The organism is Longimonas sp., from assembly GCF_040409695.1.
In the GTDB taxonomy this organism is placed as follows: domain Bacteria; phylum Bacteroidota; class Rhodothermia; order Rhodothermales; family Salinibacteraceae; genus Longimonas.
Window position 1 is genome coordinate 12464 of the sequence record NZ_JARWGJ010000095.1, and the last position, 23381, is coordinate 35844.

The 23381-nt window shown below is 58.1% G+C and carries 20 protein-coding genes; 5 read left to right on the top strand and 15 right to left on the bottom strand.

The annotated features are described in order from the left end of the window. Window positions 1–380: 380 nt before the first annotated feature. The 4 genes from PPP56_RS06105 to PPP56_RS06120 are packed head-to-tail and all read left to right on the top strand — an operon-like array spanning window position 381 to window position 4509. Entirely contained in the window at window positions 381–2297 is a 1917-nt protein-coding gene (locus PPP56_RS06105) for an ABC transporter ATP-binding protein (protein WP_353563148.1), read from the top strand. 3 nt (window positions 2298–2300) lie between these two features. Beyond that, window positions 2301–3647, top strand: coding sequence for a nucleotidyltransferase domain-containing protein (locus PPP56_RS06110; protein ID WP_353563149.1), 1347 nt, complete (start codon window positions 2301–2303; stop codon window positions 3645–3647). A gap of 54 nt (window positions 3648–3701) precedes the next feature. Further along, on the top strand, window positions 3702–4166 hold the full coding sequence (locus PPP56_RS06115; protein WP_353563150.1) for a lasso peptide biosynthesis B2 protein: 465 nt from the start codon (window positions 3702–3704) through the stop codon (window positions 4164–4166). Window positions 4167–4200: 34 nt separating this feature from the next. Beyond that, complete coding sequence (locus PPP56_RS06120; RefSeq protein ID WP_353563151.1) at window positions 4201–4509, top strand: PqqD family peptide modification chaperone; 309 nt, start codon at window positions 4201–4203, stop codon at window positions 4507–4509. Window positions 4510–5111: 602 nt separating this feature from the next. Here the strand turns inward: PPP56_RS06120 and PPP56_RS06125 are convergent. From PPP56_RS06125 to PPP56_RS06170, 10 genes are all read right to left on the bottom strand, one after another. Further along, window positions 5112–5276, bottom strand: a complete 165-nt coding sequence (locus tag PPP56_RS06125; RefSeq protein WP_353563152.1) for a hypothetical protein — start codon at window positions 5274–5276, stop codon at window positions 5112–5114. 106 nt (window positions 5277–5382) lie between these two features. Beyond that, window positions 5383–6342 carry a phosphoenolpyruvate carboxykinase (ATP) gene (locus tag PPP56_RS06130; RefSeq protein WP_353563153.1) on the bottom strand — a complete coding sequence of 320 codons (960 nt, stop codon included), beginning with the start codon at window positions 6340–6342 and terminating at the stop codon, window positions 5383–5385. 417 nt (window positions 6343–6759) lie between these two features. Beyond that, window positions 6760–8706: an asparagine synthase-related protein gene (locus tag PPP56_RS06135; protein ID WP_353563154.1), complete on the bottom strand. Its 1947-nt coding sequence runs from the start codon at window positions 8704–8706 to the stop codon at window positions 6760–6762. 183 nt (window positions 8707–8889) lie between these two features. Beyond that, complete coding sequence (locus tag PPP56_RS06140; protein ID WP_353563155.1) at window positions 8890–10149, bottom strand: MFS transporter; 1260 nt, start codon at window positions 10147–10149, stop codon at window positions 8890–8892. A gap of 118 nt (window positions 10150–10267) precedes the next feature. Further along, complete coding sequence (locus PPP56_RS06145) at window positions 10268–11470, bottom strand: TolB family protein (protein ID WP_353563156.1); 1203 nt, start codon at window positions 11468–11470, stop codon at window positions 10268–10270. 91 nt (window positions 11471–11561) lie between these two features. Then, a complete protein-coding gene (gene purU / locus PPP56_RS06150) occupies window positions 11562–12431 on the bottom strand; it encodes a formyltetrahydrofolate deformylase (protein WP_353563157.1) in 870 nt (289 codons plus the stop codon). Window positions 12432–12992: 561 nt separating this feature from the next. Beyond that, complete coding sequence (locus PPP56_RS06155; protein ID WP_353563158.1) at window positions 12993–13382, bottom strand: copper-binding protein; 390 nt, start codon at window positions 13380–13382, stop codon at window positions 12993–12995. 18 nt (window positions 13383–13400) lie between these two features. Next, window positions 13401–13859: a hypothetical protein gene (locus tag PPP56_RS06160; protein WP_353563159.1), complete on the bottom strand. Its 459-nt coding sequence runs from the start codon at window positions 13857–13859 to the stop codon at window positions 13401–13403. Between the two features lie 139 nt (window positions 13860–13998). Continuing rightward, complete coding sequence (locus PPP56_RS06165; RefSeq protein ID WP_353563160.1) at window positions 13999–14427, bottom strand: hypothetical protein; 429 nt, start codon at window positions 14425–14427, stop codon at window positions 13999–14001. Window positions 14428–14670: 243 nt separating this feature from the next. Continuing rightward, a complete protein-coding gene (locus PPP56_RS06170) occupies window positions 14671–15222 on the bottom strand; it encodes a CHRD domain-containing protein (RefSeq protein ID WP_353563161.1) in 552 nt (183 codons plus the stop codon). A 260-nt stretch (window positions 15223–15482) separates the two neighbouring features. On the opposite strand from PPP56_RS06170, the gene PPP56_RS06175 reads away from it, so the two are divergent. Beyond that, the gene (locus tag PPP56_RS06175) at window positions 15483–16265 is read left to right on the top strand and encodes a lysophospholipid acyltransferase family protein (protein ID WP_353563162.1); all 783 of its coding nucleotides are present in this window, start codon (window positions 15483–15485) and stop codon (window positions 16263–16265) included. Between the two features lie 12 nt (window positions 16266–16277). On the opposite strand, the gene PPP56_RS06180 is transcribed toward PPP56_RS06175, so the two are convergent. The 5 genes from PPP56_RS06180 to PPP56_RS06200 all read right to left on the bottom strand — a co-directional run bounded on the left by PPP56_RS06180 (window position 16278) and on the right by PPP56_RS06200 (window position 23105). Beyond that, window positions 16278–18257 carry a TonB-dependent receptor plug domain-containing protein gene (locus tag PPP56_RS06180; protein WP_353563163.1) on the bottom strand — a complete coding sequence of 660 codons (1980 nt, stop codon included), beginning with the start codon at window positions 18255–18257 and terminating at the stop codon, window positions 16278–16280. A 325-nt stretch (window positions 18258–18582) separates the two neighbouring features. Next, entirely contained in the window at window positions 18583–19113 is a 531-nt protein-coding gene (locus PPP56_RS06185) for a DUF4019 domain-containing protein (protein WP_353563164.1), read from the bottom strand. 586 nt (window positions 19114–19699) lie between these two features. Further along, window positions 19700–20446, bottom strand: a complete 747-nt coding sequence (locus tag PPP56_RS06190; RefSeq protein WP_353563165.1) for an OmpA/MotB family protein — start codon at window positions 20444–20446, stop codon at window positions 19700–19702. A 296-nt stretch (window positions 20447–20742) separates the two neighbouring features. Beyond that, a complete protein-coding gene (locus PPP56_RS06195) occupies window positions 20743–21660 on the bottom strand; it encodes a DUF368 domain-containing protein (RefSeq protein WP_353563166.1) in 918 nt (305 codons plus the stop codon). A 35-nt stretch (window positions 21661–21695) separates the two neighbouring features. Beyond that, window positions 21696–23105, bottom strand: a complete 1410-nt coding sequence (locus PPP56_RS06200; RefSeq protein WP_353563167.1) for a tetratricopeptide repeat protein — start codon at window positions 23103–23105, stop codon at window positions 21696–21698. Window positions 23106–23381 lie beyond the last annotated feature (276 nt).

Below are 23381 nucleotides of genomic sequence, written 5' to 3' on the forward strand. Positions count from 1 at the left end.
AAAGAGCTGCTGTCGGGAAGCATATGCAGGGAGCGTGCGCGTCTACTCCATATCCAGTTCTCCATATCCAGAGGGTAGCAATGGATGATACGCGAGGTGCCCGTCTACACGATACTATGACCGAGCGCCATGTAGGCGCCTCAGCGTATGATCCGGTGGCTTAGGTAGTGTCTGAAAAGTAAACGTGCAGGCGAGCGTCGTTTGGGAGCCGGTCTCAGCAAGGCGGTTGAAGCCGCTGTAGCTTGGCTATAGCGATTGAAACCGACGATGCAGGGACATGCTACTCGGCGGCGCGCAGTCTGCAGAGCGTTTCCAGAAGATGCCGAGCCCAGGAGGATGCGCGGATTCGTTCCATCCACACGTGCAGTCCTCGCTTCTATATGTCTCTTTCTGTTGAGCGGTTGGCCGAGCAGGCCCGGCATCTGCAGCAGCGCCTGGCCTATGTGCCGCGGGCGCTGCGCATGACGTGGGAGGCTACGCGGGGCTGGACGCTGGCCTGGGTGCTCCTGCTGGTCTTGCAAGGTCTTCTGCCCACGGCCTCTGTCTACCTGACCAAGATTCTGGTTGACCGTATCGCAGAGGCGCTCAACATGGGACTTTCATGGGAGGCCGCGGCGCCCGTACTGGGTCCGGCAGCGCTCATGGCGGCGATCATGGTTGCCATAGAGGTGCTGAGCGCGGTACGGGCGTGGGTCCAGACGGCCCAGGCAGAGCTGCTGCACGACCACATCAAGGCAGCCATCCACGAGAAAGCTGCCGAGGTCGCTTACGCGTTCTACGAGTCGCCAGCGTACTACGATACGATGGACCGTGCCAACAGCGAGGCCGCGTCGCGATCGCTCTCGTTGCTTCAAGGCATCGGCACCATCGCGCAGCACACCATCACGCTCATCGGGGTGGCGGTGCTGCTCATTCCATATAGTGCCTGGCTGCCTCTGGTGCTGCTTGTGAGCACGTTACCTGCGCTCTGGGTGGTGGTACGTCACAAACAGCGCCACCATACCTGGTGGGAAGACACCACCGACCAGCGCCGCTGGGCCCACTACTTCGACCGTGTCGTTACGCATCCCATACCGGCCGCCGAAGTGCGGCTGTTTGGGCTGGGCGAGCGCTTTCGGTCGGCCTACAACGCCGTGCGCAAAACACTTCGTACCGACCGCCTGCGCCTGATGCGCGACCAGAGCCTGGCTACATTCGGGGCCGGGCTTGTCGGACTCCTCATCACCGGCGGGGCGCTGGTGTGGATCGGGGCGCGTGCGCTGCAGGGCCGGGCCCAGCTCGGCGACCTGGCGCTCTTCTACCGTGCGTTCGATCAGGGGCAGGGGCTTATGCGCACCGTGCTGAGCAGTCTGGGCACGCTCTATGCCGACGCGCTCTTCCTGGAGCACCTCTTTACATTTCTCGACATTGAATCGACCACCGAAACCACCGGCGAGAACCCGGCTCCGGTGCCCAACACGCTGCGCCACGGCATCACGTTTGAGCAGGTCGGCTTTCAGTACCCGGCCAGCGACACCTGGGTGCTGCGCGACTTTAGCCTGCACCTGCCCGCCGGCGCTACGGTGGCCGTGGTGGGAGCAAACGGAGCAGGCAAAAGCACCCTTATGAAGCTGATGTGCCGCTTTTACGATCCGCAGGAAGGCCGCATTCTTCTCGACGGCACCGATATCCGCGACTTCGAGCCGGCCGAGCTGCGCCGCCGCATTGCAGTTATGTTCCAGTATCCCGTGCACTACATTGCCACCGCTGCCGAGAACATCGCGCTGGGCGATGTGCACACCGAACTTAACGGAGACGAGCAGGCCGCTATACAAACAGCAGCGCAGGGAGCCGGAGCCGACGCGTTCATCCAGGAGCTCCCGAGCGGATATGACACGCTACTCAGCAAGCAGTTCGACGGCGGCGTGGAGCTGAGCGGCGGGCAGTGGCAGCGCATCTCGCTGGCACGGGCCTTCTACCGCGAGGCGCCGCTCGTTATTCTTGACGAGCCCACCAGCTTCATGGACTCGTGGGCCGAGGCCGCCTGGCTCGACCGCTTCCGTGATCTTGTGCACAACCGCACTGCTCTCATCATCACGCACCGCTTCACGACCGCCATGCGCGCCGATCACATTATTGTGATGGAGGGCGGGCAGATCGTGGAGCAGGGTACGCACGAGGCGCTGGTAGATGCGGACGGACGCTACGCTTCGTCGTGGCGGACGCAGACCGAGCACCGTGCTGCTCCCCGGCATGATCCCAGCGCTTTCCAGAGAAGACCCTCTCCGTCCTCCCCCATTTCATCGCCTGTCTCGTAAGATATGTCCTGGTCTACCTTGTCATCTACAGCATCGCCGTGGCACACGCATCCCCACGAAATCGCCCTCGTGCGTGCCTGTGCCGCTGCACATACATCACCTGAGCGCAACGCGCGCATCCAAACGCTGCTAACCTATGACCTGGATTGGGAGGTGGTCCTCTCGCAGGCGCGGCGGCACGGCGTAGAAGCGATGCTCCTTCAGCAGGTGCACGACTGTGGGTCGTTTCCTGATGAGGCCCGCGCCACGCTGCACGCGCAGAGCCGGATGACCGCGCACTTCAACATGCACCGGCTGCACGTGCTGCTGCAGTTCCTACAGCGCTGCGACCAGGCAGGGTGCCGGGTGGTGTCGTTCAAAGGGGCGGTGTTGGCACAGCGTTACTACGGCAATCTTGCCTTCCGGCGGTTTGCAGACCTGGACGTGCTCGTGGCGCCCCATGAGGTGCCGCAGGTAAAAGCGATTCTGCATGATATGGGATTCGAATCGCTCCGCTCTCAAGCAGGCGAGTCGCAGGCCCTGGAAGCACAGATAGGCATTGAGATGCGCCGGGCCGCGGACCAGGTTGTCGTGGAGATCCACACAGAGCTGATCAACAAAACGCTGGCCTATCCGCTCTATGCCGACGGCGTGCTGGCGCGCGCTGTGCGCACTCCGATCGGAACGCAGTCGATCTACACGATGGCGCCCGACGACCTGCTGCTCTACCTGTGTGCCCACGGCACCAAGCACCACTGGGCGCGCCTGAAGTGGGTGGCTGACGTAGCCCACATGCTGCACCACCACCCAGACCTGGATGCTGAGGCGCTGTGCTGTCGGGCAGCCGACCTGCACTGTGAACGGGTGCTTCTGCTGGGGGTGCACGTTGCCGCGCGCTGGCTCGACACGCCCATCCACGATGCGTTTGCCGCAGCTATTGCGCGCGATCCGGTCGTGGGTGAACTGGCGCACTACATCGAAACAAGCTGGCTCTGCACCGACGCTGGGCTTGACCGCACCATCCGGCTACAGCAAGTACGGTTCTTTTCGCGTACACGCCGCCGGTGGCGCGACCGGTGGCCCATATGGGGGGAGTATATGCGCCGCAGCCTGGAGCCAAGTGAGCGCGACCGTGCGTTTGCCGATCTGCCCACGCTGCTTACCCCGCTTTACCTGCTCGTACGGCCGGCACGCGTCGTTTGTGACTGGCTGGGCAGTGCAGAGGAAAACGGAAAGGCGTCTATAGATCAGCCCCCACACATTCCGGCAGAACCTGCTCTGCAGGGGACGATGCCGCAAGAAACGGTTCCGAGCGCCCCGGTACGTAAAGAAGCGGCAGCCCGCCAGGTGGTCGAGTCGGTCTCTCCCTGAAATGGTGATCGCCTATCACTTTTGCAAGACATCTCGTTTACTTTCTATCGCCTCATGTACGCATCAACTGCTATCCGTATTCTATGGAGCGCCTGGCGCACCAGCAACTGGACGAAGCGCCGCGACCTGCTGCGTGCTCTGGGTGCTGTGAGTGTGGCATGGGGGGCCCTGCGTCTCTTTCCGTTTCAGCGGGTGGTGGCCGCAAGCATGCCAGCACCCCGCTACAGAGCAGATCGCCGTGGGAGGCGACGTATTGTTGAAGCCGTGGCGCTGGTAAGTCACGCCCTAATGCCCGAGCGGCCCTGCCTTCCGCAATCGCTCGCCACACGCTACCTGTTAGCGCGTGCAGGCTTCTCGACCGATCTGCAGATTGGTGTGAAGCGCACTGAGGCGGCCCTGAGCGCGCACGCATGGCTCGAATGCGACGGTCGCCCGCTAATCGAAGACGACGCAGACGCGGCCTTTGCCCGGCTGTATCCACCTGTAACACATGACGACAAAGCCCGCAAGGGAAACTGATAACGTAACCGCATCCACTTAAGAGCTACCTGATATGTCTACATCACAACCTGAAAACGCTCTCATGTTTACGTCGGACACGCGCGTCTGCGCGACGAGCGACCATGTGTCGTCTGATCTTGCCGGAGAAGAGGTAATACTTAACCTGGCTAATGGAACGTACTACGGACTCAACGAGGTAGGCAGCCAGATCTGGTCGCTTGTCCAGACGCCGCAGTCCGTCGGCGAGATATGCACTGCGCTGCAAGAGACGTATGACGTAGATCCTGATGTTTTAGACCAGGACGTACGCGCACTACTTGCTGAGCTTCGCGAGGCGGAGCTGATTGAGATTGTCGAGTAAAGCCGAGTAAAAAGGACCTCCAGGGGCTTCTATTGGTGCACTATTATGTGGTGCACTATCATAATCAAGAGACCGCTGGATTAAAAACGTGCCGTAACGCAAAAAGAGAAGCGCCGCACGGGCTCTTAAGCCGGTGCGGCGCTTACTTCTTTTTTCCGTAAACCTCTCAGCTGCAGGGGCTATCTACGAGCAGTCAAAGATACGATTGTTCGGGCTTCCATTCCCGGGAGGGCAGTCGCCCAGCGGAAAGTTATCGTTACGTCCGTCGTTTGAAGCGGCTGTCAGATCTTCGACAGAGCCATACGTTGTAAGCTTGGGGGAGGAGTACGTGGATGTCTTCATCAAAAAAGTCCGTGGTCGCATTAAGGGGAACGTGAATGCCGTCTGACTTAACATACGGTCATCTCAGGGATAGCGTGCCATATGATAAGCGCATGCTGCATCGTCTTTTGGAGCATAAACGCAACGGGTAAAACAGAGCATAGGGTGGGACTCGATGGGCCGGCGCGCGTCATGAAGCAGCACGGTTATGTTTCGGTTGGTGCAGCGTCGAATGAAGACAGGCACACGCGTCCCAGCAATAACTCTGGCTAATGTGCACTTCACGAGCAGTCAGTAATCGGGAGCGAGAACTCACGCCCACCAATTGAAAAGCTGAAGTCACTGGGGTAGCCGATCTGTTTACCTTTAAAGCATCCGGCAGCCGTAAGGGACGATATGGAGCCGTAGACGGTAAGCGATGGAGCAGCATAGCCGTTCTTAGACATAGAAAAACCTCTTGGGCTATTGTAAAAGATTCTTTCAGGGTAGCCGTACCCGGTAGGGGGCAAACAGCGCCAAAAGCAAGAACGCAAATTGCTTACACGCGATACATCAAGAAACGACGGCACTGGGGGGTACCCGACGGCGCGCAGTTTGGGGAGCCACTGGCGCATCTGCATGGTGAGGGGTGGTCAGGGCCGCAACGAGATCAGGGAGTTGGTCAAGATCGCGGGGCCGCGTAAGGCGGTATACCGGTATCTGGTTCACAAACGATGTGAGCGTCTTGAAGTGATCTGAACCCGTGCCATGGCGACCCACAAAGCGGGGAGCATACGTTTCCTGGAGCACAGCGAGAAACGCATCGCGTGGAGAGAGAGGAGTAATGGCAAGCTCGCTACCGAACCCGAGAACATACAGAGCATGAAGCGGGCACGACTGGGTGGCAAACCGCTCATGCGAACGCCAGGCACGTTTGGGTAGATGAGGGGCGAGCGCATCAAGGTCAGTTGGGGATTGGCCTACGGCGCGGGCAGCATCGGGCCAAAGTTTGATCTGCGGAAAAGCCGGCTCTATACCGAACTGTGAAGACTGTGACGGTGCGGCAAGGGCCAATACGTCGTCAGACAGAAGTGGGTAGCCTGCGTGCTGCAGGGCAGCTGCGGTGGTGGACTTGCCTGCTCCTTTAGGACCAACAAACGCGACGGCCCCATGAGGTAAGGCTACGGCGCTACCGTGTAATGTACATACGTGGCGTTGATGCAAAATGAGACCCATCATGACGCCTAAAAGCGGGAGGCGCTGCATAGCAGGGGTGGCTGTTGCAGCCGGACGAAACCGGATCTGCATGCCCTGGGTGGCGGCATACGTGCCGAGACCCGTCCAGTGGGCGTAAATGGTTTGATCTACATGACGGATCTGAACTGAGCGCTCCGGCAGAAATGCCGGAGCGTCAGCCAGCGTGTCACGCGTAATGGTAAGATCGAACGCGGCGTCTCTCTGAGGCACCTGTACCAGTTCCGGAAGTCGCACGGAAGAGCGGATGTAGAGTCCGTATGCGCGGTAATAGTGCATAGTGAAGCGTGCAGTGAAACAAGAAAAAGTATACGGTGGTCAGCGCCGCGTCGTATCTATGTGGGGTAGTGGATAAACGCTAAATGATAAGGTTATTGGAAACCGCAGCTTTGTCTTGGTCGAACCCCCTCTCCCTACGGGTTTCTCCCCCTTAGCCAAGGGGGAGATGTCGAAGACAGAGGGGGTTTGAGCGGCTTGCGATGAATGTAAACCACATGTCAATCACTTAATATCCTCCCGCTACCCTGTGTGGTTGTAGCTGCGTGCGTTATGAACAGTCGGACAAGCGGGCACCACTTCCTTGAATGAAATACCCATCGTCTGGTCCAGACATGTTCTTGCATCCGTTGTTTGCAGTGAGACGCTCCACCGAGCCGAACGTCGTCAGCTTGGGGGCTTCGTATGAAGGTTTGTTTTTCATTGGACTGGTAAGGGCTGTGTAGATGAACGTGTATCGGCTGCTGGGTACTGCTCCTGCCGCGATGAGGCGGCCGATACGTGTGATGATGAAGCGGCAAGGTCGGGGAGCGCGTCGAACCAGGCCATAAGGCCGAGCACGCGCCAGCAAGTGGTGGCATCGCCTGAGGCGCGCGCCTCGGCGAACGCCTCGGGATCGAGGTAGTTAGCAAGCTGCGGGTGGGTCGGCGCGGCATCGAGGCGGTCGGCGGCATCGCGCAGCAGATTGCGGTTGAAGGTGGGAGCCAGGTTCGACTTGCCAGCACGCCAGCGGATGGCAGCGGGAAGGTCGGCGCCCATGGCCGTACGGAGCACCCAGCGCGTCCACCCGTGGCGGAGCTTCTGGGTGGGGGGCAGCGCAACGCAGTACTCAAGCACGCGCCGGTCATAGAACGGATGGCGGCGCTCCAGTCCGTCGGCAGCGGCGATATGATTGATTTCGGTGAGCACTGCCGAAACGGCTACGTCATCTGCATGAATGGACTGCGCATGCACGTCGCGCTCGCTGCGAGGTAAGGGCGAATCAGCGGGCCTCGTGAGCCGGTCGATCCAGCTGTGTTGAAGCACAGAAGGAGACGGATTTTCGTCTACACCGCGCACGCAGCGCGTCCAGAGCATGCGCCGCGAGAGTCCGAGGGTGCGATGCAGCTGATGGGCTGCGCGAAGCCCTGCAACGGGGTGGGCCCGGATCTGCTCGCGCAGGTAGGGGGCGCCGAACGTCCAGAACAGCGCAGGAGCCTGTGCACCGCCTACGCGCTGCGCGAGCGCCTGCGCCTCGTCGATAAACTGAGGCCAGCGGCGCGCGGCAGCCAGTTCGGCCAGCCACCCGAGCCCATGCGACACGGCTACATCGCCCTCCGACCCATCGATCATAACAGTGCAGCCGGCTGCGTGGGCGGCCCGCTGCAGATGGCGCTGCAGGTAGAGGTTACAGATATGAGGCGGCCCCCCCAGCAGGCGAACGGCATCATCGATTTCCGCGGCCGGGTTGAGGTGGTCGACCGGCAGCATGTGCACGTCGAAGTGACCGGTCTGCGTAAGATGGCGCAGGTAGTGACGCTCGTCGCTGCGCTTGCGGGCGGCGGCGGGCAGCGTAGGAAACGTAGCAGAGAAAATCGGCAACGGGCGGCCAGCAGGCTGATGCGGATGCGCCAGGCACGCGAGCGACGAGGAGTCGAGCCCGCCGCTTACGGCGAGTCCTGTTGTGCCGGGCGCCATGCGGTCGCGTACAGCGGCTTCTAACACGGTGCGCAATCCATCCGCGTACGCGTCGTCATTGGCGGGGGGATGCGAAGCGTGCGCATCCACCTGCCAGTACCGATGTGACACATGCCCCTTGGCGCTGAAAACGAGCGCATGGGCGGGCGGAACGGTGCGTATCCCTTCGAAGAAGGTGTGAGGCCCCCCTGATGACGCATGTGCCAGAAAGTGAGCTACGGCTGTTTCGTTGACCTCGGCATCGACCCGCGGGTGAGCGAGCATGTCGGGGACCGACGAGGCAAAGACGATTCCGTCGCGTATGGACGCGTAGTAGAGTGGGCGGATGCCGACGATGTCGCGCAGGAGCACGAGGTGCTGCTTTGAGGCATCCCAGATGGCGATAGCATAGTCGCCAAGGATGTGCTTCCCGAGGAGGGGGCCCCATTTGAGGTAGGCGCGATGCACGAGGCGGAGATCGCTCGGCGGGGAAGCAGGATCAGTTGCGCGGCGCAGCTTCATCCAGAGCCCGCGCCGGTCGTCGAGGCGGGCGTCGGCAGTGATGAGGAGCTCGCGTTCTGCGTCTACAAACGAGTGTCCGCTCATGGCGACGCCATCGCGCAGGGCAGGGCGCTCGGTGCAGGAGCGAGACGCAACCCAGTGAAGAGAAGGCGCCCCCAGCCATGAAATGTGTCCGGCAATACGACCCATGAGACGGACTGTCCGTTGCAGACAGAAAAGTGCGTGTGTGGAACAACTGGCCACAGTATATTTCACGCACCAGTCGGGCGTCTACTGGATCTTGTTGGGTGCGCCGTGATCCTTTGGCGCATTGCAGGAGTGCTTGTGGCGCACCGCTGTGCTGCCTGCTGGGCGTTATCTATTCACAGTTACCTACTTTACAGGAGCGTGCGTGCCAAACTCAGGATGAGTTTCTTCCATGCGCCATGCCACGTATCCGCCTGAGGCAAACATAACCAGGGCCGTAGCAACAAACGCTATTTCGAGTGAGGCGGCATCCACTGTAAGGCCGATAAACACGGCTCCTACAGCATAGCCTAAGTCGCGCCACAGGCGATAGACGCCGAGTCCGGTTGAGCGCCACAGCGGGTGGGCGGCATCGCTGGCTACAGAGATGAGGTTCGGATAGTGTAGCGCCATGCCCACGCCCGAGAGCGCCGAAAGCGCAATCCACGCGCCATAGCTATCGACGAATGTCATGCCGAGCACCCCCGCTCCGGCAAGCAGCATACCGGCCACGATAGGCGGCTTGCGCCCGATCTGGTCGCCCAGGCGTCCGGTGTAGATCTGGAGGAAGTACGCAGCACTGTGCGCGCCAACGACCACTCCGACCTGAGCTGGATCGAGGCCCTGAGCTACGAGGAAGAGCGGAAAGGCGATCCATACCAGCGTATCCACAAAGTTCTCGACGTGACCAGCCTGCGCGGCTGCGAAGAGCGTCCGGTCGCGGTAGGTTGCCCGCTTTACGATGGTCCAGAACGGCAGGTTGGCCTCGCTGGATTGAGCGTCCGGCGCGTCGTTTTCAGACGCAGCCTCGGCACGGGCGTAGGGGAGTGTCTCTTCAATGAAGAAGAGCGCGATGAGCGTCCCTACAATAATGACAAGCAGGAGCAAGTAGAAGGGCTCTGGTCGCAGGCTGTAAGCCGATGCGATAACGCCGGTAAGCCATGCCCCCACGGCAACGCCCGTATACCCGAATGCTTCGTCGATGCCGACTGCCAGTCCGCGCTCGGACGGTTTGGCGAGTTCGATCTTGGATACCATACTCATGCTCCACGCCACGCCCTGGTTAACGCCCAGTAGCACGTTGCCTGCAGCGACCCACCACCAGTTGGGAGCATACATCAGGATAAACGGAATCGGGAGCGCGACCAGCCATCCAGCAATAAGCACAGGCCGCCGCCCGTACATATCCGCCCATTTGCCGGCATACAGGTTTAGAATTGCTTTGACGATGCCAAAACTAACCACGAAAGACCCGATGATCAGTACCGATCCGATGCCAAACAGCTCTTCGCCCATAATGGGCACGATGGTGCGCTCGGCACCCATTGTGAGGCCTACGGCAAATACCGTAACGACCTGAAGCAGAAACTGAGGGAGGTTAGCACGAATGCCTTGCGCGTAGGGCATGGCTACTGATGGGTATGCATAGATAGTGTCTGAACCAGGCGCCCAAAGGCAACGATGCAGGCGGGCGTAGTAGGCATGCACTGCGGCGTAGATTTGCCTACCGGTCTGTGCCTTGAATCTATCGTTTACCGATCACCGCCTCAGCAGGCCAGGCGCCGATAAGTGTAGTCGAGCTGTCCTCCAGCGTGTAGATCGGCGACCCATTCAGATCGGTGAGCGTGGGGCCGTCCTCGGTGGGGAGGGCAATCGTCTGCGCATCTACCCAGCCCCACACCGGACCGGTAACCGGCATGAGCAGATCGGTAGAGCCCGCCTGGTGCACGGCGGCTTGTTGTGTGCCGTTGTCGGTGGTGAGGGTAAATGCGACGGCATCGCCCTCGGGACTCCAGTGCGGATGGGTCTGGGCGCCGGCTGGAGCCTCGGCTGGGGAGACCAGAAAGGTCGTTTCTTCAGAGGCGACATCGGAAACGACAATGCGGCGCGTGCCTTCTTCTTCGACGCTCACGGCCAACTCAAAAGTGTCGGGAGCCCACGTCGCATGCCGCGCAGCCCGTTCGTTGCCGAAGAGCAGCGTTTCGTTGGTACCCGAGGCACTGCTCACGTACAGGCTGGAGTCGGGCTGATACTCGTTTGCGCTCCGGTTGTACTCAAGCGTGCGGTAGATATAAGCAAGATAGCGACCTGAAGGATGGTACGTAAGCTGGTGATGCCTGCGGATGTCGAGGGTCGCTTGTGTGGCACAGTCGTCGGCACCGACAACGTAGAGGTTTTCGTCGTCGCGTACCGAGAGCTCGCCGTCGGAGAGCCAGGCCAGCACCTCGGTGGAGGCGCTGCACCCTACCGAGTGGGTATCGTTTTCCTGGGCAATGCGCACCGTGCCAGCGCCACGATTATCGTTGGGCGTAGGAGTGTATACGCCGTATGCAAAGGCATCATCGGTCGGATGCCAGGCGACAGAGTAGTTGGCAGGCGAGGGGTGCGCGTGAAGAACCTGAAGCCCTTTGTCGGAAGGCGCATAGCGTGCCAGGTAGAGAGAGTCGTCAGAGGCGTACGTGAACGCGACGGCATCATGATTCGGCGCAGCTACATGCTGAATGACGCGTTCTACACTCGTGTGAAGCGTATCGGCTTCGTCGACAGCGAGCATGTGTGCTACGATATGCGTGTCGGTGTGCGCGAGAAGCGTATAAGCCGGTCCCGCAGGCTCTTCAGGTTCATCTGGAGTATCGTCGGTGACGGGCTCAGAGGGCGCGCAGCGGATGGTGAGTAGCGCCACGGCAACGAGCAGCAAGACAGCGGGAAGAGAACGCGGGTGGGGCATGAGCGGGACCGATTATCTAAAAAAGCAGGAGCCTCCTCAAGGTACAGGTGGAGCAGGAGAAATGCAGGATGCCTACGCGGCGGCTAACCGGCTATCGAAACACGATGGTGCGATTTTCGAACACCAGTGTCTTTCGCTGCAGATGATTCCAGATCGCCCGCGAAAGCACGATCTTCTCCAGGTCACGGCCTTTGCGGATGAGGTCATCTACCGAGTGGCGATGGTTTACAGGAATCACATCCTGCTCGATGATTGGTCCCTGGTCAAGCTCCTCAGTCACGTAGTGACTTGTTGCCCCAATGATCTTCACGCCGCGCCGGTAGGCCGAGTGATACGGCCGCGCCCCTGGAAAAGCCGGCAGGAACGAGTGGTGGATGTTGATGATGCGTGCCGGATAGCAATCCACGAAGTCCGGCGTAAGGATCTGCATGTAGCGGGCCAACACGATAAAATCTATTTCGTGCTCACGAAGCAGAGCGCGTTGTTGCTGTTCGACCCCGGGCTTCGTTTGGGGGGTTACATGGAAGTGATGATAGTCGATCTCGTACTTTTCGGCGAGCGGTCGCAGGTCGTCGTGGTTGCTCACGATGAGCGGGATATCCACCTTCCATTCTCCGCTGCTGTATCGTGCGAGCACATCGTGCAGACAGTGCGCGTACTTCGAAACGAAGACCGCCATCCGAGGCGTTTGTCCGGTAAAGTGAAGGGTCCAGTTCAGGTCGAGCGGCTCGGCCACCTCTTCCTTGAACTGGGCTTCGATGGATGTGTCGGGCATCTCAAAGCGGTCCAGATCCCATTGCACACGCATAAAGAACACCCCGTTCTGTTCATCGACATGCTGGTCGATCTCCAGAATGTTGCCGTTGTAGCGGGACAGAAAGTGAGTTATCTCGGCCACCAATCCTTTGCGGTCGGAGCAGTAGATAAGCAGAATCGCCGAGTGGTTATCGGTTGCAGGCAACGTCGTACGGGCGATCTGTTGATGGGGTGCGGAGAATTGCCTGTTCTAACCCTTCGGTGTGATGGGCGTTCTGGAAGAGTTGCTATTGGTTTGTCGCAGGTCAATGGTTGGGCTGCAACGCACCCCGTAAATGATGTCATCTTGAGCGGAGCACCTGCGCCTAAGTAAATCGGCAGAAATACGTTTACACCTTGTCATCGCGAGGAGGGAGCCTGCGACCGACGTGGCGCTGGGCGAAGCCCGAGTACTCCTGGGGTGCGATTTCATGCCTTTTAATTGAGCAGTACCGCCCTGTTTGAAGGCACAAGATTGCACTCTAAAAGCACTTCCTCGCTGCGCTCACAGCGCCGCGTCGCTGGCGCTCCTCGCAATGACATGCTCAAAGATTCTTTTGTGGGCCCACTTAGCAGGGACGGAGTCGAAAGATCTCCCCCGAGATAGGCAGGGCCGTTGAATCGCCCAAAGCCTGCTGAAGGCCGAACTGGCGGTGGAGGTGTCACAGCACGCTGTGACGTTACAAGCTCCTGTGCAGGCGTATCCCTTGCGGTCAGGGGGGTTTTGCTATTCGTTCTCAGCTTCCTCAATTCGGTCCAGATCGGTGATTTGGGCGATGCTTCCCGAATCATCAAAGGTGAACGCTACGCGGTCGCCGGGTTCTACGCCGCTTATCAGAGTGGTATCTTCTACGGCAAATGGCATGCGCATAGCCTCCATGTAATCCGGAATAGGATCATGATCGATGCGAAGGTGGGATCGATCGGGTGTTATGGAATGGACGGTGCCCTCGGTTGAGTGAACGGAGCCCAATGCTTCATCAGGCCCGTCAGCGGGCGCTTCTTCCGCAGGGTTTTCGACAGTAGGGTCAGGGATTGCATCGGCCTCGTCGGGAGCATCGGCCCCACCGCACGCAGCCAGAGCAACAAGAAGCAGTACAGAACAGAAGATACGCATGTAAACGCAGCAGATTGGTCAAAAAATGTGAACCCATTTGCCATCATCGTCCAGGTCGATGCGATGGGGCACGAGCACGCCGCGCGACCGAAACTGTCCACCCACGCGCACGCGGTCGCCCATATGGGCCGAGAGCATCTGGGGAACGGCTACCAGAATCCAGGTGGCTTCATCGGAGGGATCCGTGTTTTCTTCCACCAGACCCGCAGGACCGCCTTCCTTGACAAACTCGCCGGAGCACGAGAAGGTACCAGCTTGTGCGTAGGCAGCCTCATCTCCTACTTCATCGCGTTGCTGTGCAAAGCATTGGGTATCCATGAGTGTTCCTACCACGACGAGGCTATCCCCGGGGCTGTGAGTTGGCTCTGCCGTTTCCTCAGATTCGCAGCCGGTCATCATAATAATAAGTACGGCGCCAATGACGAGTCCGTAGAAGAGTCCCCAATGCGCGGTGCGGTACCAGTATGATGGCATCATGGGCAATGTGTTGTCGTGTTTAAAACGAGAGAATGGGTCTCGCATCCATTTATCGTTATACCAATAGGCGCCAAGCTGCGTACGATTAAATGCACACTGCCTGGCGCCCACCGGTTGAGGAAAGAAAACCAGAGGACTGCTACATCATCACCTGGATTTCCACCTCTTGCCAGTTTCCATCTTCGTCTTTCACTTCAAGCACATCGGGAATGATACCGCCATTGATGGCAACATTGCCGGTCGCGCGAACTTCTTTGTCCATGTGTTCGGCGAGTTGCCCAGCCGGAGCAAGAATAACGTAGGTGTCGGCACCGGGCTCACCATCTTCAAGGATGGCTGCGGGAATGCCCATGTTTGCACAGGCGGTAGCGCACTGTTCGATGGTCTGCATTTCACCATCTGCACCGGGCACCATGTGGTCGTTGCCCACGTTAGCCTCGTTGTTCATGCCGTAGCACCGCGTGTCAACGAGGGTGCCCTCAATCGTCGTTTCCGACGTTGGAGAGAAAGCTGCAATGACTAATGCCAGAAGTACAAGACTTCCAATTGGAGCAAGAAATCGTCTCATAGCAGGTTGGGGGTTTAGGAAAAGAGAGTGCGTTGTGCCAAGCATCCGAACAGACAAAGCAGACACTTGCCATCCGTTAGTACGACAAGGCAGTGTATCGTTACAGACTTGATATACGATGAAGGAGGTGGTATAAAGGACCTCAATGCAAAATCCCCAGCTCCAGAAGGAGCCGGGGAGGTTTGCTATAGTGTGTGCGATGAGAAGCACGCACACCATTGGGTGTAAGCGCGCCACAGGCGATTAATAGCCGCCCCCATTGTCGTTATTGGAATCGTCAGCATTGGCGCCGATGTTGCCCTGCGATACGATCTCCGCGAGGTTGGCTACGCTCTCATGGATATTGATGTAGCCATCGAAGTCGGTGAGCGTGTCGAAGGATTCACCAATCAGCATGCTGCTGCGTGAGTCAGGATCGCTTCCGTCAATGGGGCCAAGGTAGAACGCAATGCCGCCAGTAGTAGCCACATCATTCTCGTGGATGTGGGCCGTGTGGCTGAGTTCGGTGCCGGGGGTGCCGTCCTCCAACTCAGGCGTAACAAGCGTCTGATCTCCAAACTCTTGGAAGGTGGTAGTGGCGTCACTGCCGGTGATTCCATTGCCCTCCACATTTGGAAGGTCGTAAGTTACCTGGCGCACTTCCGGACCGGGATCCGGATTATCGTCAGGGTCATCGCCAACACGATCCGAGTCGCTATCACATGCCGTGATGAAGAAGAGAGCGCTGCTTAGAAAAAAGTAAAAGCAGAGCAGAAAAAGACTTGCGTCTGTACTGTGTATTTGGGACTGTTGCAATGAGGAGACAGAACTGCATTGTGCATGTCCGCAACTACACTTTCCTAACTGCTCCAATCTACGCCTCAATTGCGTGTTTTGCGTGTCATGTAACCGGACCGAAATGGATGTGCTACAATAAATGCATCGTGTTACGACGAGGAAAAATGAGTGGAATGGCTTTACAGAAGCGGGTGCAGTTGGCTTCTTTGCTGTCAGTACATAGATTGTAGTGTGCCGTTTTAAACCAATCGGCTTCTGTTTACCAGCTTTAGGCTCATATGTCTATCTTACGCGATGTGCTACGCCGCGTGGCGTCGGCTGCGTTTTTTCTCTTCATTGTGGTGACGTGTGTCCTCTTCTATGTGGGCGCGGTGCTCGTCTGGGCTGTAACGTGGCCATTTGACCGCCGCCTGAAGTGGCTGCATCTCTACTCGTCGTTCTGGGCGTCGTTTTATCTGTGGACGAACCCGCTGTGGTCGGTTACGGTCGAGGGGCGTGAACACGTACGCTCCGATCAGCCATACGTTATTGTATCCAACCACCAGTCGGCGCTCGATATTCTGGTAGCGTTTCGGCTTTTCATTCCGTTTAAGTGGGTGTCGAAGATTGAGATCTTCAAGGTGCCTATTCTGGGATGGAATATGCGGATGAACAACTACGTGGCGCTGCGACGAGGAGACTCGGATAGCATCAAGGAGATGATGGAAGCCTGTCGCGCGCATCTGCGCAATGGCAGCAGCGTGTTTATCTTTCCTGAGGGGACGCGCTCTCGTACTGGCGAATTGCGGCGGTTTAAGCACGGTGCATTCACACTTGCTAAAGAGATGAACGTGCCAATCCTGCCGGTTGCCATCAGTGGCACAAGCAACGCGCTTCCGAAAAAGAGCATGGTGCTACGGGGGCAGCATGACATGCACATCCGCGTGCTGCCTGAGATTCCCCCCGAGCAGTTTGCGGATACAGAGGTAGAAGAGCTGGCTGCGGAGGTGCGCGATGTTATTGCACCGTATGTGCCTGAGCACCGAGAAGCAACGGCTGAAGACTCGCGCGAAGCGGCGTGACGTGCTCTACAGTCAGATGTCTACGGACATACCAACAAGCCACCACCGTTCGGGCATTGGGGCGTTGAAGACCTCGCTGTAAGAGCGGTCAAATACGTTACGCACCTCCACAGAAGCGGTGGCTTGCGTGCCTATAATAGATGTGTTGTAGTATACGCGAGCATTGGCTACCTGATATTGCATGTCGGCCGGTTCGGGGGCATCGAGACGCTCTTTCCACTGGTGCTGGAGGCCGGCACCAACAGCCCCCCATTGTGCCTGAAGCGTCGTTTGCAGATGATGGCGTGCCGAGCTGGTCGCATACGTGTAGAGCACGTCCTCGTCTACATCTCCGATAGTGGCGTCGAGTCCAGTATACGCAACGGTGGCTTCAAGAAAGCTCTGAGTTCCCAAAGCACGGCGGGCACGAAGCTCAGTTTCAATGCCCAGCGTTTCAACAGAGAGCACATTGCGCGACTGGAAAAGTTCTGCGCCAGGCTCCAGTGCAAAGTCAATAAGTCCATCGGTGTCGCGCCAGAAGCCGGTCGCGTGCAGCGAGATCCCGTTTGCCGGGTAAAGATCAAATCCGGCTTCATACGACCAGGCGCGCTCTGCTTGTAGGCTCGGCGTGCCAATGCTTCCGTCGGGCGGCGTGTCGAGCTCCGTGTTGTAGTAGCGCTCCACATAGTTGGGCGCGCGCACGGCGCGCCCGAAGCCGGCTCGTAGCGTATACGACGGATGCGACCAGGCAACGTAAAGCTGGGGGGTGAGCTCCGTATCGAATGCCGAGTCGTGGTCGAGGCGCAGGCTTCCGCTCAAGGTGAGCGGGTCAACCGGATTCCAGCGAGCCTGGCCGAAGACGCCTGCAGACTCATCCGAATGGTTTCCCAGGTTATTAGAATCTATGTCTCGTATCGACCCTGACACACCGCCTCCAATACGCCACTGACTGCTCAGGTCGTGCTGTAGTTGGGTATGAGCGGTGAGCAGGCGGCTGGTGTGTTCGTTGGGAGAGATGTCGGGAGTGAAGCGGTAGCTGTCTTCATGCTGTTTAGCCGCAACCTGAGCGCGAAATTGGGTGGGGCGGTCGGGGGAGCTCACGTAGCGGGCTTGGGCCCAGTAGGTGGAGGTGGACTCGCGCGCGCGATCAGTTTCGTTGCTGGTGTAGAACTGATACGCACCGAACTGGCGGTCATCAACGCCGCCACGAGCCATGAGCGTTCCGCTGCCCAGTTGCTGGGTGAGGGCTACCGACCCGACCATTCGCTCAAAGTCGGTGCGCAGGCGTTCATCATCATGCGTAACGGCATTGCCGTCTGGCGTCGAGATGGGCTGTCCATCGCTACCTTGTGTAGCAAACGAAGCTGTTAGAAGCGTGCCACCACGCTGAATCCGGGCGTGTCCTGTAGCCTCATACAACGCATGGCGACCGACACGTGTACTGAAAGAGGCATGCTCGGAGTCAACAGGAGCGGCCTGGCTTTCTTGCTGTAGGCCAGCATGGGTAAAGATCTGCACAACTCCTCCGAGTGCATCGGGGCCGTAAAGCGCTGACGCGGGGCCGCGCAGCACCTCGATCCGTGCAATATCGCTTGCGGTTATAGGGGTGTCAGCGAGAAAGTGGCCCGTCATAGGGTCATTGAGCCGTGCTCCATCGACAAGCACGAGTACGCCGTTGAATGTGGAGCCGCGCATAGTAATGTCGCTCTGCACGCCAAATCCGCCCCGGCTCTGTACGTCAATACCGCTTACCGTACGGAGCACCTCGTCGTACGTCATAGCGGGGAGTCTCTCGATGCTGTCTCGCGACCAAACCGAGACCGAGCGTCCGGACTGCTGCGCCTGTTCGGCATTACGGGACGCGGTGACGACCACCGTGTCAGAGATAGCGACAGACATAGCAACGTCTGTCGTATCCGATAGAGACAGCGGCGTGCCCGTGCCTGCAGATGGAAGAAATAGCACGAGGAAAAATAGAACAGCGATCAGCCAGTTCAGCCGGGCATAGAGCATAAGAAGATAGCAGTCAGGTGGGGGGCTTGAAGATTATACAGGCTGTTTATGAGGAACAGGTGCGCTACAAGAGGAGCAGTTTGTGGAGAGAGGCAGCTTTGGGGAGGCGTTCAGGCACCGCTCAGTATGATTTCCAATATAGCGGAAGAGGCGAAACGATCTCAAGCCAAAACCAGGGGAAGTTAATACGGAAGGGTGTATTCATGGACCGAAAGAGCATGCCATAGAAAAGCGCAGCAGGCTGCGTATGAGCCTGCTGCGCTTTTTTGTTCACCTTAGTCAGCATTCCCCAATAATTTGGGGCAAGCATGCCTATCGATCCAGATCAGTTATTGGGCGGCTGATCGGGCTGCGGCGGCTGTGGCTGCGGCTGCTGTGGTTGCTGCGGCTGTTGAGCAGGCTGCACAGTGTAACCAGCTACTTTCCACTGTCCCTCTTCCATTGTGGCAACAACAATCTCCATGACGCCCTGATCAATGCCAGAGAAGGAAGACTCGTACTGCATGATCACGTACTCTCCTTCAGGGACGTTAGGGATGTCGTCTTGGTACTGCCCCCCCATGAATTCCCGCTCCTCGACGCTTCCAATCTGCTGTTCAGCCTGTTCAGACTGTTGCGTCCATTCGTCACGTGTCACCTCACTCTGGAGCAGCTCGGCAGCTGCATCCCAGCTTTCAGCGAATGAGCCTGCGTCGGTTAGCTCCAACCATGACTCAGCGGCTTCACGAGCTTCTTCTACCGCTTCAGGGTTTTCCGGGCTTGGGGCCGGCATGTCTTGTGCCTGCGCGAGGGGGGCACCCCAGACAAGAGCAGTGCCCAACAAGAAGATCCCCGCGATGCGAGATAGCGTATTCATAGCGTGTAGCAGTTTGAAAAAAGACTGTTGACGAGCGTCGTGCCTAACCCTCTAACGGGTTGCTGTGTAGCTCGGTATAAGTGCTTTTGCTTACACAGTGGAACACGACACATCAGCACCCTTGTTTGTGAAATTGTACTAAACCCATTGGTGGAAAGCTGCTATAAGCAGCAATATCATAAGCTTGCAAAAATAAGTAGGTCGCCGAAAATACGTTTACACCTTGTCATCGCGAGGAGGGAGCCTGCGACCGACGCGGCGCTGGGCGAAGCCCGAGTACTCCTGGGGTGCGATCTCATGCGTCACTTGCAGGGCTTCATCCCGCTTGCAGGGCACAAGATTGCACTCTAAAAGCACTTCCTCGCTGCGCTCACAGCGCCACGTCGCTAGCGCTCCTCGCAATGACATGATCGAAGACACTTTTGTGGGTCTACTTATTTTCTGCAGAGAGTTATGGCCTGAAAGCAAGAAAATGGCTATGTAGAGGCGATGCTTGATACGATTTAGGCAGTTGAATGAAAACGCGCTGTGGGCTACGCGCTTACGCTTCGGGCACTACCTAAACCACACACAGGTGGGTAGGGGGCTACCAGGCGACCTCGAAAGGGCTTGCCACGTCGTGTGCTGGGGGGAGCACTGCGATGCGTATGCGCCGGTTGCGAGTACGCCCGGTCTCGGTTTCGTTGGAAGCAGTGGGCTGAGCGTCGCCAAGTGCTACTGCCTGAAATTGGCTGGATGGGAGTTCGCTATGTGCAACGAGAAGGTCCACTACAGCCGCTGCCTGGGTTGCAGAGCGGACCCGGGCCGATGCATACGCATCGTTTCCGCTTTGATGCGTGTCGGTATGGCCTTCCACGCGGATGGCACGATCACGATACGTCGTGCGCAGGCGACGTGCTAACTCACGCAAGCGCATGCGACCATCTTCTGTAAGTGTGGATGTGCCAGGCTCGAAGAGAACATCGGCTGAAAGCGTTGCGACGGTCTGGCCGCCTTCTCGAAGGAGAGAAAGTTCATAGGCCAGACGTGTTAAATCGTCTTGCATAGCGCGGCGCTCGCGCCGGTACTGTCCCGAAGCAATGTTATCGTAAAACTGAAGCGAGTCGCTGAGCTCCCGGTTCCGAGCCCGCAATCGCTCATTTTCTACGAGCAGAGAATCGTAGCGGAAGCCTGAGGAGTTGGAAGTAGCAGGCGAGGTGCTCGTTTCGGTAGACGCACATCCTGCGAGGTGCATCGTCAAGCCAAACACTAGACCAAGCACCAGACAAAGCGCCAGCGCACGTACCACGCGCTGCTGCGATAAGAGAGAGGGATGAAGAAAGAAAAGAAGCATGATCTAAAGCCTCTGAGCCAGTCTACTTACGAAATGCCCTACATGAGGCGTGCGCGGCTTAAATATACCGAAGAAATAGACAATGTAAAGTAAGCATGCAAGCGAGCGTCAGGTTGAAGCCGCTTCCTGGCTGGGTGTAATGTCTTCTTAGCAACTAAACTGAGACCTACTCAGGAGGGGGGTACACCTTCGGCGAAGCCCGGCAGGCATGGGGAGCCAGAGGGTGCTAAAACCAGCCGGCATTTCCAACACACATTCCCAACACAAAAGCGTCGTTGAACGCACCCCTTGAACAATCAAGAACGTTCTTCGGCTGGCTTCGGGCTTGCACGAAGCGACGCGGCGCGGCGCTGTCCCCACCAGACGAGCAGTCCAATGAGGAGCGCTCCGCCGAGCGTGAGAGCGGCAACGACGAGGATCGGATCGCTTTCTGTGGGCCATTGTAGCGAGCGATCGTCGCCCATGAAGGGCCACAGGGCACGTAGTGCGCCCGCAATGAGCCCGATGAGGACAGCCATGGTTGCATCGTGGTAGTGTTGCAGCAAGACATGCAGGATACGTGCGAATCCGCCCAACCCGATAACGGCTCCACTGGCAAACGTGATGATATATGCCCAATCGCCGGTGTTGAGGGCATTAAGCGTCGGCGTATATATGCCGAAGACTTCAAGCAAAAAGGCACCGCTTACGCCGGGCACGATCATGGCGCAGATAGCTACCGCGGCTGTTGCAAATACACGAAGCAGTGAGGGCGCGGTGGTCTCCGTTGTAGGAAGACCTGCCAGCATAAAGGCTACGACAGCTGCAGTTACAAGCAAGAACCACCGTCTGGGGGTCCAGGCGTGCATGCGCATGGCAGGAATAGCTAATGAGGCGGCTACCAGACCCAGAAAGAGCCCGCGCATGGGGGCAGGGTAGGCATCTATAAGTGGAGGAAGCAAGCGCGCTCCGGTCAGGATGGCGAATACGATGCCTGCTCCGAGAGGCACAAGCAATCCCCAATGAATCTGGCCGAGATGGACGCGCATTCGCGTCCAGCGTCCACTCAGAAGCGCAAGTACAGCAGAGCCGCCAGCGGTGAGTGCGTGAATGATACGTTCGTATACCCCGACAATAAGAGCGATGGTGCCTCCGCTCACGCCGGGTATGATATCAGCGGCCCCCATGAGCATGCCGGCGCCGAATCCTCCAAGCAACGTGCGAAGCGACGGCATATAACGTGGAAAGAGAAGAGCAGAAAGCGGGATGGTTAGGCGCGATCAAGCCCGAGCAGGCGCCGGACGTGCGCGTCGCGATAGAGGTCGGGGTACGCATCGCGAAACTCGCTCTTTTTAGAAGGGTCGAGCCGGAATGCTGTTTTGAGGGCACGAATGCTCTCCTCGGGTTGTCCGATAGCCAGCAGAGCCTTTGCCTGGTGAAAATACGCATTGGCGGCATTCGGCGTGAGCAGTTGAGCGGTCTGGTAGGCTTCAAGCGCATCGCGGGCCTCGCCGATCTGAAAGAGCGTCTCGGCGTATCCAAGCCATGCGTGGCTGTCATCTTCATTGAGTTGGATGGCTTTACGGTACGCCGCAAGGGCCTCGTCGAACGCGTGCATCTGAAAGGCCGTGTCGCCTTTGGCTTTCCAGAACTTGGGCACGTTGTCGTTCAGGCTGGTTGCATAGTCAAAGCAGTCAAAGGCCTCTGCACACTCGTCTTGAGCAATGTAACAGCTGCCAAGACCGTACCAGGCTTCCGGGTAGGCCGACTCCGTGTCGAGCGCTTCTTGATAGTACGCAAATGCCTGGTCGATATCGTTCTTTTCCTCGTAGGCAAGCGCAATATTGTAGTAGGTAGCAGCGTCGGGACCCTCAAGGTCTAGCACTTTCTCATAGCTTCGAATGGCTGCGTCAAGATCGCCGTTATTAGCAAGCGCATTGCCCCGGTTATAATACGCCGACGCAAAGTCGTCGCGGATGGCAAGGGCCAGGTCGTATGAGAAGATAGCCTCCTCGAACTTACTGATGCGATTGAGCACGATTCCCCGGTTGTACCATGCATCCTGTGCGTAGGGATCGAGGTCGAGATGACGGTCATAAGCCGATATGCTTTCCTCGTTGTTTCCGAGCCGGTCGTGGCAGTAGCCCAGTTCATACCATACCTCTGGGTGGTCGGGGTGCAGGTCGGCGCACCGTTGAAAGGCATCGGCAGCGCGCTGTAAGTGGTTTGCACGTTCCAGCGCAATACCCTGATTGAAGTAGGCCTCTGCATGGAGCGGGTTGAGCGACAGGGCCTCATCGTACGCAGCAAGCGCCTCGCTCGAGCGGCCGAGGCTATCGAGTGTGATGCCCAGGTTTACAAGTGTGTCTGGGTCAGCGGGGTTGAGTTCGCGCGCCTTTTGATAAGTCTTCAGAGCTTCCCTGTAGCGCCCCAGGTTATTAAGCAGAATGCCACGACGTAGCCATCCATCTGCTACGTACGGATGCAGGTCGAGCATGTGGTCGATAACGGCAAGGGCATTTTCGTATGCGCCACGTTCAAAGTAGTACGTTGCGATTTCCTCGAACTCATTCGAGTCGAAGTACGCTGACGTGCCCTGCTTCTCGTATGCATCTACCAGCTCTTGCAAGCGGGTATCTGATGACGATCCGTCAAAGTTATCAAATCCGAAATCGAACATGCGTATAGCGCGTCGGTTCGTGGTAGTGTCGATACGCTGAGGTAGCCAGCCTATGAAGCGCATTGCTGCGATGTTACGACCGGGCCCTATCTGGGAAGTACAGTCACAATAGTACGATATAATAGGGTGCAGATGCAAGATGTATACCGTCAAATGCCCGTTCTTTTTACGAAACGAGTGTAAGACCGTACATCACCGTTACACAACCTGTATAGGCAGCCTACTACCTGATATGCGATAGCAGCGCTTCTATCGCACCTTTTTGATGAGCTGAGT

Bases quoted from the DNA above. Each gene is read 5' to 3' on its own strand.
- PPP56_RS06105 (WP_353563148.1), top strand. From the start codon at position 381: ATGTCTCTTTCTGTTGAGCGGTTGGCCGAGCAGGCCCGGCATCTGCAG.
- PPP56_RS06110 (WP_353563149.1), top strand. From the start codon at position 2,301: ATGTCCTGGTCTACCTTGTCATCTACAGCATCGCCGTGGCACACGCAT.
- PPP56_RS06115 (WP_353563150.1), top strand. From the start codon at position 3,702: ATGTACGCATCAACTGCTATCCGTATTCTATGGAGCGCCTGGCGCACC.
- PPP56_RS06120 (WP_353563151.1), top strand. From the start codon at position 4,201: ATGTCTACATCACAACCTGAAAACGCTCTCATGTTTACGTCGGACACG.
- PPP56_RS06125 (WP_353563152.1), bottom strand. From the start codon at position 5,276: ATGTCTAAGAACGGCTATGCTGCTCCATCGCTTACCGTCTACGGCTCC.
- PPP56_RS06130 (WP_353563153.1), bottom strand. From the start codon at position 6,342: ATGCACTATTACCGCGCATACGGACTCTACATCCGCTCTTCCGTGCGA.
- PPP56_RS06135 (WP_353563154.1), bottom strand. From the start codon at position 8,706: ATGGGTCGTATTGCCGGACACATTTCATGGCTGGGGGCGCCTTCTCTT.
- PPP56_RS06140 (WP_353563155.1), bottom strand. From the start codon at position 10,149: ATGCCCTACGCGCAAGGCATTCGTGCTAACCTCCCTCAGTTTCTGCTT.
- PPP56_RS06145 (WP_353563156.1), bottom strand. From the start codon at position 11,470: ATGCCCCACCCGCGTTCTCTTCCCGCTGTCTTGCTGCTCGTTGCCGTG.
- PPP56_RS06155 (WP_353563158.1), bottom strand. From the start codon at position 13,382: ATGCGTATCTTCTGTTCTGTACTGCTTCTTGTTGCTCTGGCTGCGTGC.
- PPP56_RS06160 (WP_353563159.1), bottom strand. From the start codon at position 13,859: ATGATGCCATCATACTGGTACCGCACCGCGCATTGGGGACTCTTCTAC.
- PPP56_RS06165 (WP_353563160.1), bottom strand. From the start codon at position 14,427: ATGAGACGATTTCTTGCTCCAATTGGAAGTCTTGTACTTCTGGCATTA.
- PPP56_RS06175 (WP_353563162.1), top strand. From the start codon at position 15,483: ATGTCTATCTTACGCGATGTGCTACGCCGCGTGGCGTCGGCTGCGTTT.
- PPP56_RS06180 (WP_353563163.1), bottom strand. From the start codon at position 18,257: ATGCTCTATGCCCGGCTGAACTGGCTGATCGCTGTTCTATTTTTCCTC.
- PPP56_RS06185 (WP_353563164.1), bottom strand. From the start codon at position 19,113: ATGAATACGCTATCTCGCATCGCGGGGATCTTCTTGTTGGGCACTGCT.
- PPP56_RS06190 (WP_353563165.1), bottom strand. From the start codon at position 20,446: ATGCTTCTTTTCTTTCTTCATCCCTCTCTCTTATCGCAGCAGCGCGTG.
- PPP56_RS06195 (WP_353563166.1), bottom strand. From the start codon at position 21,660: ATGCCGTCGCTTCGCACGTTGCTTGGAGGATTCGGCGCCGGCATGCTC.
- PPP56_RS06200 (WP_353563167.1), bottom strand. From the start codon at position 23,105: ATGTTCGATTTCGGATTTGATAACTTTGACGGATCGTCATCAGATACC.